The organism is Nocardioides jensenii JCM 1364 = NBRC 14755 (assembly GCF_001552535.1).
GTDB lineage: Bacteria > Actinomycetota > Actinomycetes > Propionibacteriales > Nocardioidaceae > Nocardioides > Nocardioides jensenii.
The window spans coordinates 19,969-32,970 of sequence record NZ_BCRJ01000062.1 but is presented as its reverse complement, the minus strand read 5'-3'; the positions used below and the strand labels follow the sequence as shown (position 1 = coordinate 32,970).

Below are 13,002 nucleotides of genomic sequence, written 5' to 3'. Positions count from 1 at the left end.
GGAGACTAGGCCTCGGTGTCGCCGGTCACAATGGGCTGTCCGCGCCGCTTCGTCCGATCACCACGGTGGCACCGAGCTCGTCGTCGTGCGCGACCGTCGCCACCAGGCCGTGGTCCGCGAAGACCCGCGTCAGCACGGGTGCCTGCGCCCTACTGGTCTCGATCAGCACGATGCCGTCGGGGGCCAGCCACTCCGTCGCCGACGCGGCCACCCGGCGGGCCACGGTCAGCCCGTCGTGCCCACCGTCGAGGGTCACCGCGGGCTCGTGGTCGCGCGCCTCGGGAGGCAGGAACGCGATGCCGTCGGTCGGGACGTACGGTGTGTTCGCGAGGAGTACGTCGACCCGTCCGCGCAGGCTGGTGGGCAGCGCGTCGAACAGGTCACCGCGATGAACGCGGGCGATCCCATTGCGTTGGGCACAGGCCACCGCGGCGTCCTCGCTGTCGGCGGCATGCAGCTCGGCCCCGGGCACCCGGTCGACGAAGGCGATCCCCAACGCGCCCGATCCGCAGCAGAGGTCGACGACCAGCCCGGCACCCGGGGCCAGGGCGACGGCCCGCTCGACCAGGAACTCGGTGCGTCGGCGCGGCACGAACACCCCCGGTGACACGGCGATCCGCAGTCCGAAGAACTCTGCCCAGCCCACGACGTACTCCAGTGGCTCCCCCGCGACCCGGCGGGCGACCAGGGACTCGAGATCTCCCGCTGAGCCGGCCTCGCCGGCCTCGAGCAGGATCGCGGCCTCCTCCTCGGCGTAGACGCAGCCCGCCGCGCGGAGCCGGGCCACGAGGTCAGCCACCGCGGCACCCCGACCGGGCAGCCGCACCATCCACACGTCGACCTCGTCCTGTCGGTCCGGGGCGAATCCGTGTCGTTCGTAGAGACGGCGGGCGGCGCTGCCCTGCAGGACGTTGACCCGGACCCGCACCCCGTCGGCATCGGTCCGCTGCAGCAGCGAGGCGAGGACTGCGGAGCCGAGTCCGCGGTTCTGCACCTGCGGGGCGAGGTAGAAGTGCTCGAGCCAGGTCGCGTCGGCGTCCGGCCGCAGGCTCACGCAGCCCGCGAACACCCCGTCGGCCTCGACCACCCAGCTGTTCTCCGGGGAGAAGGAGTCCCGCATCCGCTGCCGGACCCGGTGCTCGTCGAAGCGGCCCAGCCGCTCCAGATCCTCGCGCATCACGGTGGCGCGCAGCTCGACGAGCGTCTCGAGGTCGCTCGGCAGAGCAGGGCGCAGCAGCCACTCCGCCGGCTGGGTGCTCGCATCCATGGCCCGATCATCGCAGCCGGGCGCCTCGCTGCCCACCGGTCAGCCCGGTCGTAGTCTCGACGACGTGCGAGGACGGATGCTGGCGGTGGTTGCGGTCTCGACCGCGCTGCTGGTCGCCGGCTGCTCGGACGACGGTGCCGACACCCCCGTGGCCAGGCCGACGGCGTCGACCTCGTCCGAGCCCGCTCCCGGGCCGAGCGCGTCGACGACACCCCGGCCGCCGCTCGGCACCGTGCCCCCACCCTGGCTCGGCAAGCGGGTTCTTCCCACCACCGCTGAGGGGTACGGCGAGCAACGCCCGACGCCTCCCGCTCTGCGCAACCGACGGTTCACCCTGCCCGACACACTGCCGATGCTGCCGGGCACCGGGTTCAAGGCGGTCGTCACGGATCCCGCACCAACACAGGTGATCGCGCGTTCGACATGGGCACCCGAATGCCCCGTGCGCGCCGACCAGCTGTCCTGGATCCGGTTGACGTTCCGTGGCTTCGACGGCTCGCGCCACACGGGTGAGCTGCTGGTCAACAGCGCCGTCGACGACCAGCTGGTGCGGGTCTTCCACGACCTGTGGGACGCCGACTTCCCGATGGAGCAGCTCGCCGTCACCACCGTCGCCGAGCGTGATGCTGCCCCGACCGGTGACGGCAACGGCACCGGCGCGTTCAACTGCCGGCCGTCCACCGGCGGGTCGTCGTACAGCCAGCACGCCTACGGCCTGGCCGTCGACGTCAATCCCTTCCAGAATCCGTATCTGAAGGGGGATCTGGTGCTGCCGGAGCTCGCGACGTCGTATCTCGACCGGGGCACCGTGCGTCGCGGCATGATCACGCCGGACGGCCCCGTGGTGCGGTCGTTCGCCGCGATCGGGTGGGGCTGGGGTGGGGGTTGGAACTCGCTCAAGGACTACCAGCACTTCAGCGCCAACAACCGCTGATCCGGGCGCAACCCCTCTCCCCTCACCCGGCCTCGACGCTTCGGCCGGGCGAGCGGTCCGGGTCAGCGCTCGAGGAGTGAGCGCAGCAGCGGACCGGCGGTGGCGGAGCCGGACTGGCCGGTCTCCACGAACACCGCGACCGCGAGCTTCGGGGTCGAGGCGATCATCCAGGTGTGGGTCGGCAACGGGGCCCCGGTGCCGTACTCGGCGGTGCCGGTCTTGGCCATCACCTCGCCCGGGAGGTCGGCGAGGAACGCGGCGGACCCGTCGGTCACCACGCCGCGCATGAGTTGCTGCAGCTGCTTGGCCTCACCTGCGGTCAGCGGCACCTCGGGCTGCACCCGGTCGACGTCGTGGTCGGCGATCAGTCGGGGCAGGACGGTGTGGCCGGCGCGCACCGATGCGGCCACGGCCGCCATCGCCATCGGGGAGGCCAGGATCTTGCCCTGACCGATCTGGTCGGCGGCCTTCTCGGTCTCGGACGCCGCGTCGGGCACCTGGCCGAAGTAGGCCGGGAAGCCGAGGTCGTGGTCGACGCCGAGGCCGAGGGCCGCGGCCGCGTCGGCGAGGTCGCCCTTCTTCAACCGGTCGCGCTCGGCGATGAAGGCGGTGTTGCAGGACTGGGCGAACGCGTCACGGAACGGGATGTCACCCACGTGCGAGGCCGGGTAGTCGTCGTAGTTCTTGAACGTCTTGCCGTCGACGACCAAGGTCGAGGTGCACGGCACGACGGTGTCCGGGGTGAGCCCGGCACGCAGCAGGGCCAGTGCGGTGACCACCTTGAAGGTCGAGCCCGGTGCGTACTGCCCGTAGGTGGCGGTGTTGATGCCCTTCGAGCCGGGCCCGCTCGCAGCGGCGAGGAGGTCACCGGTCGTCGGGTCGATCGCGACGATGGCGCTGGCCGGCTTCGTCTGCGCCAGGATCTGCTCGGCCCTCAGCTGCAGCTCGCTGTCGAGGGTGAGGGTCAGTGGCTGGCCGTTCTCGGGGCGGGTGGTGAACAGCTCGCGCTCGCTCCCCTTGCCCGCGACCGCCTCGATCTGTACGCCGGACGTGCCCGACAGCTGTTCGTCGTACCTTGCCTGGAGTCCGGAGAGCCCGGTGAGATCGCCCGCGGAGAGGCGACCGCCGGACTTCTCGATCAGCTCCGCGGTGGCCTCACCGACGGTGCCGAGGATCGGTGCCGCGAACTCCTTCGTCGGCGCCAACGGGCGCTGGGAGCCGATGGCCACGGCGCCCTTGATCTCGCCGTACGCCGGCGGCAGGTTCGCGGCGTCGGCCTTGCGCAGCACCAGGGCTTCGACGAACGCCTTCTCCCCACTGGCCCTGACCCGCTTGGTGAACGACGCCACCTCGATGTCGAGCACCCGAGCGATGGCTCGGGCACTGACCGCCTCTTCGGCGCGGGTCAGGGTCGACTTGTCGAGTCCGAGCTTCACGACGTCGCGGTCGACGACGATCGGTGTCTCGTCGGGGCCGAGGATCGCCCCACGGGAGGGCAGCAGCACGTCGACGTCGATGACCTCCTTGCCGGTCAGCGAGGGCTCGACCAGGTTGCGCTGCCACACCACCTTCCAGGTGTCGCCGTCCTTCGCCAGGTCGGCGCTGGAGCGGTAGCTCCACTCGTTGCCCTTCACGTCCCACGTCCAGGTCAGCGACACGGTCCCCTTGTCGCCGTCGAGGTCGGGGTCCGCGGCACTCACCTCCACCGGTGCGTCACCGAGACCGGCGACGACGTCGCCGAACTCGTCGGTCGGGTCACCCTCGGTGAACGGGACGTCGGCGAGCGACCCGTCGCTCAGCCCCTTCGCGAGCGCGACGGCGGTCGTGCCGGCGTCATCCTCGTCACCGGACGAGCAGGCGGTGGGCAGCAACAACAGCAGGGAGCTCCCGAGAGCAGCGATCGTGCGCATGCCTCAGATCATTGCAGTGCGGCGGGAACGAGCCCGAAATCAGCTTGCGGCGCTCGGCAGAATGGAGGCCATGTCCCGCACCCTCGACCGCATCGACTGGCCCGTGCGCACCGAGCGGCTGACGCTGCGCCCCGCGACCTTCGAGGATGCCGAGGCCACCTGGCGATTCCGCAGCCTCCCCGAGGTCGGCCAGTGGATCACCCGTGCTGCCACCGACCACGACGCCTACGTGCATTGGTTCATGCACCCGGATTCCATCGACCTGACCATCGTGATCGAGCTCGACGGCGAGGTCATCGGCGACCTGATGCTGCGGGTCTTCGACCCCTGGGCCCAGGCCGAGGTGCGTGAGGCCGCCGCCGGAACCCAGGCCGAGCTGGGCTGGTCGCTGCACCCCGACCACGGCGGACGGGGCTACGCCACCGAGGCGGTCCGGGCCGCGTTGGCGCTCTGCTTCGAACGGCTCGGTCTGCGCCGGGTGACGGCCGAGTGCTTCGCCGAGAACGAGGCGTCCTGGCGGTTGATGGAGCGTCTGGGCATGCGCCGCGAGGCACACACCGTCAAGGACTCACTGCACCGCGACGGCACCTGGCGCGACGGCCTGCTCTACGCGATCCTCGCCGAGGAGTGGCCCGTTGACCGGTCGGTGACGCAGCGTTGACAGCGGTTGAGGTTGACTGGGCGCCATGAAGTTCACCGAACGCGAGATGACCGAGGCCGTCGACGCCGTCGGGCAGAAGCTCTTCGCCGCGTCCCGGCCGCTCAAGCGCAACCGTGACGACGCGTGGCGAGAGCTGTCGAAGATCGAGAAGTACCACCACCGCGCGGCTGCCGGTGAGATGATCCTCACCGCCCTGATCGCGCTCCCCGAGCGCCCGACGGTCGGTGCGTCGCCGGAGTTCACCCCCGAGGAGTACGCCGAGGCTGCCTCCGCCGGAACCCGTCAGCTGATGGACCACCGTCAGCCGGGGGCCTTCGACGGCCTCTCACGTCGCAAGCAGCAGGCACTGGTGAAAGGGACCGCGATGATGGTCGAGCACGGGGTGCGTGCGATGCCGATCCGTCAGGACCCGGACGCGTTCATCGTGCCCGACCACCTCTGACTCATTCGCCGCCGGCGCTGATGTTGAAGCCCCAGGGAGTGCCGAACCTGTCGACCAGGTCGCCGTACTCGTCGCCCCACACCTGCTTGGCCAGGTCGGTGCCGACGATGCCGCCCTCGGCGAGTTTCGCCCAGGACGCATGGAGAGTCTCGGTGTCATCACCGCTGAGCATCATGGTGATTCCGGCGGCCGGGGCAAAGGTCATGCCGGGCGGGGTGTCGGCGCCCATCATCGTGAAGCCCGCCGCCGTCTCGAGCCGGCCGTGCATGACCAGGTCGGCCTCGGGTGTATCGGGGTGGCCGAGCGAACCGAACGTGGTGATGTCGAGCTCGCCTCCGAACACGTCGCGGTAGAACTCCAGCGCATCGCGGGCGTTGCCGTTGAAGCTGAGGTAGGGAGTCAACAGGGAAGCCATGGTTCCTCCAGGAGGGGTGTGGTTCCTACGCTAGCCCCGTGCACCGACAGCCCGGACCGATCTGAGTGCACGATTTCTGTCGAAATCCGGCCTCAGGAGGACATGGATCGTGCACTCAACGGGAACCCGTCCGTTGACCCGCCGCCGCGACCGCGACCGAGCGCTCGGCGTTCAGGCCTGGATCGTGGCCGTGTCGATGACGAAGCGGTAGCGCACGTCGCCGGCGACCACCCGTTCGTAGGCCGCATCGACGTCCGAGGCGGCGATCGTCTCGATCGAGGCACCGATGCCCTTCTCGGCGCAGAAGTCGAGCATGTCCTGGGTGGCCTGGATGCCGCCGATGTTGGAACCGGCCACGACGCGGGACCCGCCGATGATCGAGCCGGGCTTGATCGCCCACGCCGAGGGCGGCATGCCCACGTTGACCAGGGTGCCGAGCGGCTTCAGCAGGCCGACGTACACGTTGAGATCGAGATCGGCGCTGACCGTGTTGAGCACCACGTCGAAGGTGCCACGCAGGGGCTTGAGGTTCAGCCTGTCGGCGGTGGCGACGTGGGAGGTCGCGCCGAGTGCCCGGCTGTCGTCGGCCTTGGCGTCGCTGCGGGACAGCACGGTGACCTCGGCCCCGAGCGCGGCGGCGAACTTCACGCCCATGTGGCCGAGCCCGCCGAGGCCGATCACGGCCACCTTGCTGCCGGGCCCGACGCCCCAGCGCTTGAGGGGCGCCCAGGTGGTGATGCCGGCGCACAGCAGGGGGCGGCCTCGTCGAGGCCGATGCCGTCGGGGATGGAGCAGACGAACCGCTCGGAGACCGCGACCTGCTTGGCGTAGCCGCCCTTGGTCTCCTCGCCGTCGAACCCTCGCCCGTTGTAGGTCATGACGGCGCCCTTGACGCAGTACTGCTCCTCGCCGTCCTTGCAGTACTCGCACTCGCCGCAGGAGTCGACCATGCAGCCGACGCCGACCCGATCGCCGACCTTGTGCTTGGTGACACCGGCGCCGACGGCGGAGACGACGCCGGCAATCTCGTGACCGGGGGTCATCGGGAAGATCGCCTTGCCCCACTCCTCGCGCACCTGGTGGATGTCGGAGTGGCAGATGCCGGCGTACGCGATGTCGATGAGGATGTCGTCGTCGCGCAGGTCGCGGACGGGGATCTCGGCGACCTCGAACGGGGCGCCGGCGGTGACGGCCTGGAGAGCAGTGGTGGTGGACATGTGGCCCACATTAACCCCGGGTGGATGCGGGCCGGCGCGGGCTCAGCCCTGGTGCAGCACCGCCATGGCGACGGCGCCGAGGTTGACCGCGAAACCGGCCAGGATGAGGCGCTCGCGGTGCAGGACACTGAGGACGTTGCTCTCCCGAATCTTCTGGTTCATGCACGTGAAACGGCGTACGCCGGGGACCATGACGCAATTCGCGCGACGAGATCGGGAGTGACTTCCGTCGCACGGGGGTGTCAATCTCGCGTGAACCAGCCCGCCCGACCGCCGAACCGCCTGCCCCCCGCGCTGCTGGTGCGCGCGTTCGCGGCTTACGTCCCTAGATGAGGGTCGGCTCCTTCTCGCCGACGCCGTTGACCTCCGGCGAGATCTGGCGTTCGAGGCGTACGGCGACCACGGCCAGGACGGCACACCCGGCCAGCAGCACCCCGATGAACGCGCTGCCGAGGTGGTGGCGCAGCAGGACGCCGGCGACCAGGGGCGCCACGACGGCACCCAGCTGGAAGGCACCGGAGGTCAGCGCGTTGTAGCGACCACGCAGGTGAGCCGGGGCGAGATCGTTGGTGATCGCCGGCAGCGTCGGTTGGAGCAGGGTCTCGCCGCTGGCGAACAGCGCGTGGAAGACCAGCACCATCGTGGCCGCGGTCAGGGTGCCGGCGAAGGGCCCGGTGGCGCCGAGCACGAGCCACGAGCCCGCCCAGATCGCGGCCATCAGCACGACCACCCGGGTACGGCGGTGACCGTGGATGCGGCGCAGCACGAAGAACTGGAACGCGACGATCACCACGGTGTTGATCGCGAAGGCCCATCCGATCACTCGCGTCGACACCTCGCTGACCTGGCGGGCGAACGCCGGGAAGCCGGCCTCCATCTGCCCGTAGCCGACGAACGAGAAGACCAGGCCGATCAGCACGAGGTGGAGCACACCCGGTCGGCGCAGCAGGGTGAGGTAGCCGACCTCGACCCCCTGCTCCTCCTCCGGGGTCTCGCTCCGACCGTGCACGTGGCGCAACGGGCCGAGCATCATCGCGATCGGGATCAGCATGCAGATCGCGTCGATCAGGAAGATGGTGGTGAACGTCTCCGGCCGGTGCACGTCGATGTACACGCCACCGACCACACCGCCGAGCCCGATGCCGAGATTGATCAGGGCGAAGTTGATCCCGAAGTACTGCACCCGCACGGGGCCGTCGACCAGCGACGAGATCAGCACGTTGAACGCCGACCAGCCGCCGGCGTTGCAGATGCCGATGAACACCATCGCCAGCGTCACGGTCGCCACGTCGTCGGCGAAGGCGAGGATGCCGACGCCCACGCTCTGGGCGGCACTGCCCACCATCACCATGATCCGGGCACCGAGGCGGTCGGTGAGGTTGCCGGCCAGTGGCGTCAGCACCAGGGCCACGGCGAACGCCAGGCCCATCATGGTGCCGGCCACGTCGAGGGTCAGGCCGCGCACCTCATGGAGGTAGATCACGGTGAACGGGAGAGTGAGACCGCGGCCGAGCACCTGGAAGACGGTGGAGGCCAGCAGCCAACGGGCAGGACGGGGCAAGGCTGCCCAGAACGACCGGAGCGTCAGATTGTCCGGAGAGGTCACCGCGTCATTCTCGTTCCTTCGAGGGCCGCGGGCGAGCGGTTTTCGGTCGTCGCCGTGGAGTGACGTGGGTGGTGTGACCGATCCGCTGTCGGACTGTCAGCGGCGCATCACGTCGATGTCCACCGGGGTGTCGATCCCGTCGACGGTCCCCGCGTCGTCCCGTTGCCAGATCACCCAGTCCCCCGGCGGTGGACGGTCACCCACCCGCCGTACCCACAGCGGTCGGTCCAGCAGGTCGACCATCGCGTAGTGCGCCTCGAAGTCGGGGTGGAAGTAGACCACCATCCGGTGATCGGTGGCCTTCTCGACGAGCCCGATGAACTGCTCCACCTCGGCCCGCAGGGTCGCCTTCGCCGGAGGCGGGTCGCAGTTGCCGATCAGCTCGAGATCGACCACCGGCGGGAGGACCGTCGGTGCTCCCTCGAGCGTCGCAGCGAAGTGCTCGGCCTGCGGCCCGGGCGGCGTACACAGGGAGTAGTAGTGGTAGCCGCCGACCTTCAGGCCCGCCGCCGTGGCCTCGCGGGCGAAGCTGTCGAACCGGTCGTCGGTGAAGCCGCTGCCCTCGGTGGCCTTGAGATAGGCGAAGTCGATGTCGTCGCCGGCCACCGCAGCCCAGTCGATGGCGCCCTGGTGGTGGGAGACGTCGATGCCCCTGAGTCGCGCGCTGCCGGTCGGCCGTTCCTGCGGCGAGCCGGGCGCGACGGGTGTGACGGTCGGCGACGCAGCCGACGGCCTGGGGGCGGTCGTCGTCCTGGGCGTGGACGACGAGGTCGGCGTCCCGCCTGCGACCTCCGAGTCGCCGCCACCGTCGTCACTGCAGGCGCCGAGCAACGAGAGCACGAGCACCATCCCGATCAGCCCGAGGGAGGGCCTGGGCCCACGATGAGTCATGGCGGGAGTCAAGCACGCGGCCCCCTCGGCCGCCCCGCCGATCCGTACGGTGGTGGCATGCGCTCCCCGATCCCCGACTACCTGGCCGCCGTGCTCGACGCCTGCAGCCCGGATGCTGACAGCGTCGCCGACTACATCCCCGAGCTGGCCGCGGCTGACCCCGATCGACTCGGCATCTGTGTGGCCACCCCGGACGGTGCGGTCTACGACGCCGGCGATGCGCAGGTGGAGTTCACCGTGCAGTCGATGTCGAAGCCGTTCGTCTATGCCCTTGCCATCGCGGAGATCGGGCTGGCGGCCGTGCTGGAGAAGATCGACGTGGAGCCCTCCGGTGAGGCGTTCAACGAGATCTCCCTCGAGGAGGGGACCGGTCGCCCGGAGAACCCGATGATCAACGCCGGCGCGATCCTGACCCACTCGCTGATCCCCGGCGCCGACTCCGACGAGCGCTTCGCCCGCATCCTCGCCCTGTTCAGCCGGTGCGCCGGGCGAGAGCTCGCCGTCGACGAGCAGGTCTTCGCCTCCGAGTGGTCCACCTCGCACCGCAACCTCGCGATGGGCCACATGCTCAAGGCGGTCGGGGTGATGGACTCCGACCCGGTCGACGCGGTGCGCGGCTACGTGCGTCAGTGCGCGATCCGGGTGACCTGCCGCGACCTGGCGTTGATGGCCGCGACCCTGGCCGGGGGCGGCGTGCAGCCGATCACCGGCGAGCAGATCTTCACCCGCGAGGTCACCCGGCAGTCGCTCAGCGTGATGACGACCTGTGGCATGTACGACGCGGCCGGCGACTGGGTCACCACGGTCGGCATCCCGGCGAAGAGCGGGGTGAGCGGCGGCATCCTCGGCGCGCTGCCCGGCCAGGTCGGCATCGCGGTGTTCTCACCGCGGCTCGACGTGCACGGCCACAGCGTCCGCGGCGTGGAGGTCTTCGAGCGACTGTCCCGCGACATGGGCCTGCACATGATGGACGTCGCCGCGCACCACGCCGCCACCCTGCGACGGCACTTCGTCACCGACGACGGCGGCACGACGGTCTACCGACTGCAGGGACCGTTGCGCTTCTCCGGCACGGAGACCGTGGTGCGCGCGGTCAGCGAGGCCCACGTCGAGACCGACCGGGTGCGCCTGGACCTGAGCATGGTCAGTGACGCGGATGACGTGTCCCGGGTGATGCTGGAGGAGGTGATCCGGCGGCTCCGCGTCGACGGGGTCAGCGTCGAGATCGTCGATCCGGACTCCGTGCTGAGCCCCGACCTGGCCACCATGCACCTGCGCCCGGCCACGACCGAGGACGCACCAGCAGTCGCGAGGATCTGGGAGCCCGGCTGGGCGGAGGCCCACACCGGCCGGGTTCCCGACGAGCTGCTCACGGCGCGGCCGGCGGAGTTCTTCGCCCGGGTCGCCGCCGAGCGGGTGCCGGACACGACCGTCGCCGTGGTCGCCGGCACCGTGGTCGGGTTCGTGATGATCGCCGACGACGCGGTCGACCACATCTACGTCGACCCTGGCCAGCGTGGCGGCGGCATCGCGGTCGCGCTGCTGGCCGAGGCGGAGCGTCTCATCGCCGCGGCCGGCCACGACAGGGCCTGGCTGGCGGTGGTGCCGGGCAACGACCGCGCCCAGGCGTTCTACCGACGCCAGGGCTGGGTCGACGAGGGTGTCTTCGACCACGCCGCCACGGGCCCGGACGGCCCGATCCCGACCCCCTGCCACCGCTTCACGCGGGACCTCAGTCGGCCAGGGCCTCGTTGAGGTCGAGGCTCACGGACAGCTCCTCGGTCACCGCGTCGGGTGGTTCCGGGCGTCGGCATGGTGGCGCCCGAGGTGACCGACACCGTGACCGCCCTTCTCCATGGTGGGCACGGGTGGTGCCCGGTCCGGCCTCGGTACGCCGGGCAGGCGACCCGCTCTCCACAGGTCAGGCCCGCGACTCAGCCAGCCCCAGGAAGCCGGCGAGCCTCGCGATCTCTGCGTCCACCGCCGAGCGCATCGCACGGGTCCACCTGCCGTCCTCGTGCACGGCGTCGACCTGCAGCACCCCGGCCTCCCGGTCGGAGGTGGCGTCGAGCTTCCCGACCAGCCGGTCGCCGTGGAGGATCGGCATCGCCCAGTAGCCCCACCGCCGCTTCGCTGCGGGCTTGAACATCTCCAGCTGGTAGTCGAACTCGAAGATCTCCGCCATCCGCCTGCGATCGATCACCAGTCGGTCGATCGGTGAGAGCAGCGCGGTGCGTCCGGTGAAGTCGCCGGCGCCGACTGCCGAGAGGTGGGCCGGGTCGACCCGCCAGGTGCCCTTCACCCCCTCGATGACCGCTGGCTCGCCGCTCTCTCCCACGTCGTTGGGCTCGCTGGGCATCTTCTGCGACTTCGCCCGGGCCACCCCCAGGGCGGCCAACCGGCGTCGGTTCCTGATCGCCACCGCCGCGTCGTACGGCACGATCGGGTGATCAGGATAGATGCGCTCGGCGAGGTCCCACAGCCGCTCCCGTCCCTCGACGCCGGCGGCTGCGATCTCGCCGCGGCCCACCATCATGTCGAGCAGCTTGCGCAGGCTCCGGTCGTTGTTCCAGCCACTCGACTCCCACGGCACGACGGTCGTGTCGGGGAGCGCGCTCGCGGGGAGCGCGCCCTCGAGGGACAACCTGTCGAGCACGTCGCGCCGGCAGCCGTCGTTGGCGATCATCCAGTCGCGGATCCTCTCCTGCCACTCCTTGAGCGGCCCGACCCCGGGCCAGGTCGCCATCTCCGCACGGAACAGGGCGATGTCCTCGGCCGGCCTGAGCAGCAGGTCGAGCTCGACCAGCGAGCCGGCAACCTGGGCGGCTTCGAGGTCCTCGGCCACGAAGCCGTTGCCGAGGCGGCTCCACAGCACGAGCTCGGCACTGGGTGCGACCGCCTTGGCCGGGTCGGCCTGCAGCAGCGTCAGACGGCGTACGACGTCCAGCAGGTCGGTCGGTCGCGGCTCGTCGAGCAACTGGGCCCGCACGGCGATCCGCCGGGCCTGTTCACGGGTGAGCTCGTGCGGCGTCACGTGCGCAGGTCCTTGCGCATGATCACCCGCGGAAAGCCACCGGAGGTGGCGTCCGTGGTCGAGGCCATCGTGAAGCCGGCCGCCTCGAACAGCCGGCGCGTGCCGACGTACGCCATGGTCAGGTCGACCTTCGACTCCCCGTTGTCCACCGGGTAGCCCTCGACCATCGGCGCACCCTGTGCGACGGCGTACGCGACGGCGCCGGGGATGAGGTGCCGGGCGACGCCCTGGCCTCGGTGACCGGGACGCACCCGGAGGCACCAGACCGACCACACCGGCAGGTCGTCGAGCTGCGGGATCTTCGTCGACCTGGCAAAGGGCAGGTCGGCCTTGGGGGCCACCGCCGCCCAGCCGACGACCTCGTTGCCGTCGTGGGCGAGGACTCCGGGGGCCACGTCGCGCGAGCACAGGTCGCGCACGAACTCCGCGCGGTCCGGGCCGATCAGCGTCCGGTTGAGCTTGGCCGGGATCCGATGGCTGAGGCAGAAGCACACCGACGACGCCGGGTTCTTCGGCCCGAGCATCGTGGCCACGTCCTCGAAGTCATGGGCCGGGACGATGCTGATGCTTCCGCTGCTCGGGGTCATGGGCCGACGATAGGCTCGTTTGCGGACGTTCTTCTTCC

General features: G+C 70.5%; 11 protein-coding genes and 1 pseudogene. 4 read left to right on the top strand and 8 right to left on the bottom strand.

Translation table 11 applies throughout. The features are described 5' to 3' along the window. Positions 1–25 precede the first annotated feature (25 nt). Entirely contained in the window at positions 26–1,267 is a 1,242-nt protein-coding gene (locus NJ4_RS26730) for a putative protein N(5)-glutamine methyltransferase (protein WP_082748607.1), read from the bottom strand. On the opposite strand from NJ4_RS26730, the gene NJ4_RS14020 reads away from it, so the two are divergent. Further along, complete coding sequence (locus NJ4_RS14020; RefSeq protein ID WP_082748605.1) at positions 1,266–2,201, top strand: M15 family metallopeptidase; 936 nt, start codon at positions 1,266–1,268, stop codon at positions 2,199–2,201. The two genes, NJ4_RS26730 and NJ4_RS14020, sit on opposite strands and share 2 nt — an antisense overlap. 62 nt (positions 2,202–2,263) lie before the next feature. Here NJ4_RS14020 and NJ4_RS14015 read toward each other — a convergent pair whose 3' ends face one another. After that, positions 2,264–4,111, bottom strand: coding sequence for a penicillin-binding transpeptidase domain-containing protein (locus NJ4_RS14015; RefSeq protein ID WP_067436197.1), 1,848 nt, complete (start codon positions 4,109–4,111; stop codon positions 2,264–2,266). A gap of 70 nt (positions 4,112–4,181) precedes the next feature. Here NJ4_RS14015 and NJ4_RS14010 point away from each other — a divergent pair, with 70 nt between their 5' ends. Further along, positions 4,182–4,772, top strand: a complete 591-nt coding sequence (locus NJ4_RS14010) for a GNAT family N-acetyltransferase (RefSeq protein WP_067436276.1) — start codon at positions 4,182–4,184, stop codon at positions 4,770–4,772. 25 nt (positions 4,773–4,797) lie between these two features. Continuing rightward, positions 4,798–5,214, top strand: a complete 417-nt coding sequence (locus NJ4_RS14005) for a hypothetical protein (protein WP_067436194.1) — start codon at positions 4,798–4,800, stop codon at positions 5,212–5,214. 1 nt (position 5,215) lies between these two features. On the opposite strand, the gene NJ4_RS14000 is transcribed toward NJ4_RS14005, so the two are convergent. The 4 genes and pseudogenes from NJ4_RS14000 to NJ4_RS13985 form a co-directional block, all read right to left on the bottom strand. Further along, complete coding sequence (locus tag NJ4_RS14000; RefSeq protein WP_067436191.1) at positions 5,216–5,629, bottom strand: VOC family protein; 414 nt, start codon at positions 5,627–5,629, stop codon at positions 5,216–5,218. 171 nt (positions 5,630–5,800) lie between these two features. Then, positions 5,801–6,846, bottom strand: a pseudogene (locus tag NJ4_RS13995) (NAD(P)-dependent alcohol dehydrogenase). A gap of 325 nt (positions 6,847–7,171) precedes the next feature. After that, positions 7,172–8,452 (bottom strand): MFS transporter, encoded by a 1,281-nt coding sequence (locus tag NJ4_RS13990; protein ID WP_067436187.1) that lies wholly within the window; start codon positions 8,450–8,452, stop codon positions 7,172–7,174. A gap of 96 nt (positions 8,453–8,548) precedes the next feature. Next, positions 8,549–9,343 carry a glycoside hydrolase family 25 protein gene (locus NJ4_RS13985; protein WP_157551133.1) on the bottom strand — a complete coding sequence of 265 codons (795 nt, stop codon included), beginning with the start codon at positions 9,341–9,343 and terminating at the stop codon, positions 8,549–8,551. A gap of 57 nt (positions 9,344–9,400) precedes the next feature. On the opposite strand from NJ4_RS13985, the gene NJ4_RS26725 reads away from it, so the two are divergent. Beyond that, positions 9,401–11,098, top strand: coding sequence for a glutaminase (locus tag NJ4_RS26725; protein ID WP_082748603.1), 1,698 nt, complete (start codon positions 9,401–9,403; stop codon positions 11,096–11,098). Positions 11,099–11,264: 166 nt separating this feature from the next. On the opposite strand, the gene NJ4_RS13975 is transcribed toward NJ4_RS26725, so the two are convergent. Continuing rightward, positions 11,265–12,377 carry a DNA glycosylase AlkZ-like family protein gene (locus NJ4_RS13975; protein WP_067436181.1) on the bottom strand — a complete coding sequence of 371 codons (1,113 nt, stop codon included), beginning with the start codon at positions 12,375–12,377 and terminating at the stop codon, positions 11,265–11,267. After that, positions 12,374–12,964, bottom strand: a complete 591-nt coding sequence (locus tag NJ4_RS13970) for a GNAT family N-acetyltransferase (RefSeq protein ID WP_067436178.1) — start codon at positions 12,962–12,964, stop codon at positions 12,374–12,376. Before NJ4_RS13970 ends, NJ4_RS13975 begins: the two co-directional genes overlap by 4 nt. Positions 12,965–13,002 lie beyond the last annotated feature (38 nt).

Bases quoted from the DNA above. Each gene is read 5' to 3' on its own strand.
- NJ4_RS14000 (WP_067436191.1), bottom strand. From the start codon at position 5,629: ATGGCTTCCCTGTTGACTCCCTACCTCAGCTTCAACGGCAACGCCCGC.
- NJ4_RS26725 (WP_082748603.1), top strand. From the start codon at position 9,401: ATGCGCTCCCCGATCCCCGACTACCTGGCCGCCGTGCTCGACGCCTGC.
- NJ4_RS13985 (WP_157551133.1), bottom strand. From the start codon at position 9,343: ATGACTCATCGTGGGCCCAGGCCCTCCCTCGGGCTGATCGGGATGGTG.
- NJ4_RS14005 (WP_067436194.1), top strand. From the start codon at position 4,798: ATGAAGTTCACCGAACGCGAGATGACCGAGGCCGTCGACGCCGTCGGG.
- NJ4_RS14015 (WP_067436197.1), bottom strand. From the start codon at position 4,111: ATGCGCACGATCGCTGCTCTCGGGAGCTCCCTGCTGTTGTTGCTGCCC.
- NJ4_RS14020 (WP_082748605.1), top strand. From the start codon at position 1,266: ATGGCCCGATCATCGCAGCCGGGCGCCTCGCTGCCCACCGGTCAGCCC.
- NJ4_RS14010 (WP_067436276.1), top strand. From the start codon at position 4,182: ATGTCCCGCACCCTCGACCGCATCGACTGGCCCGTGCGCACCGAGCGG.
- NJ4_RS13970 (WP_067436178.1), bottom strand. From the start codon at position 12,964: ATGACCCCGAGCAGCGGAAGCATCAGCATCGTCCCGGCCCATGACTTC.
- NJ4_RS26730 (WP_082748607.1), bottom strand. From the start codon at position 1,267: ATGGATGCGAGCACCCAGCCGGCGGAGTGGCTGCTGCGCCCTGCTCTG.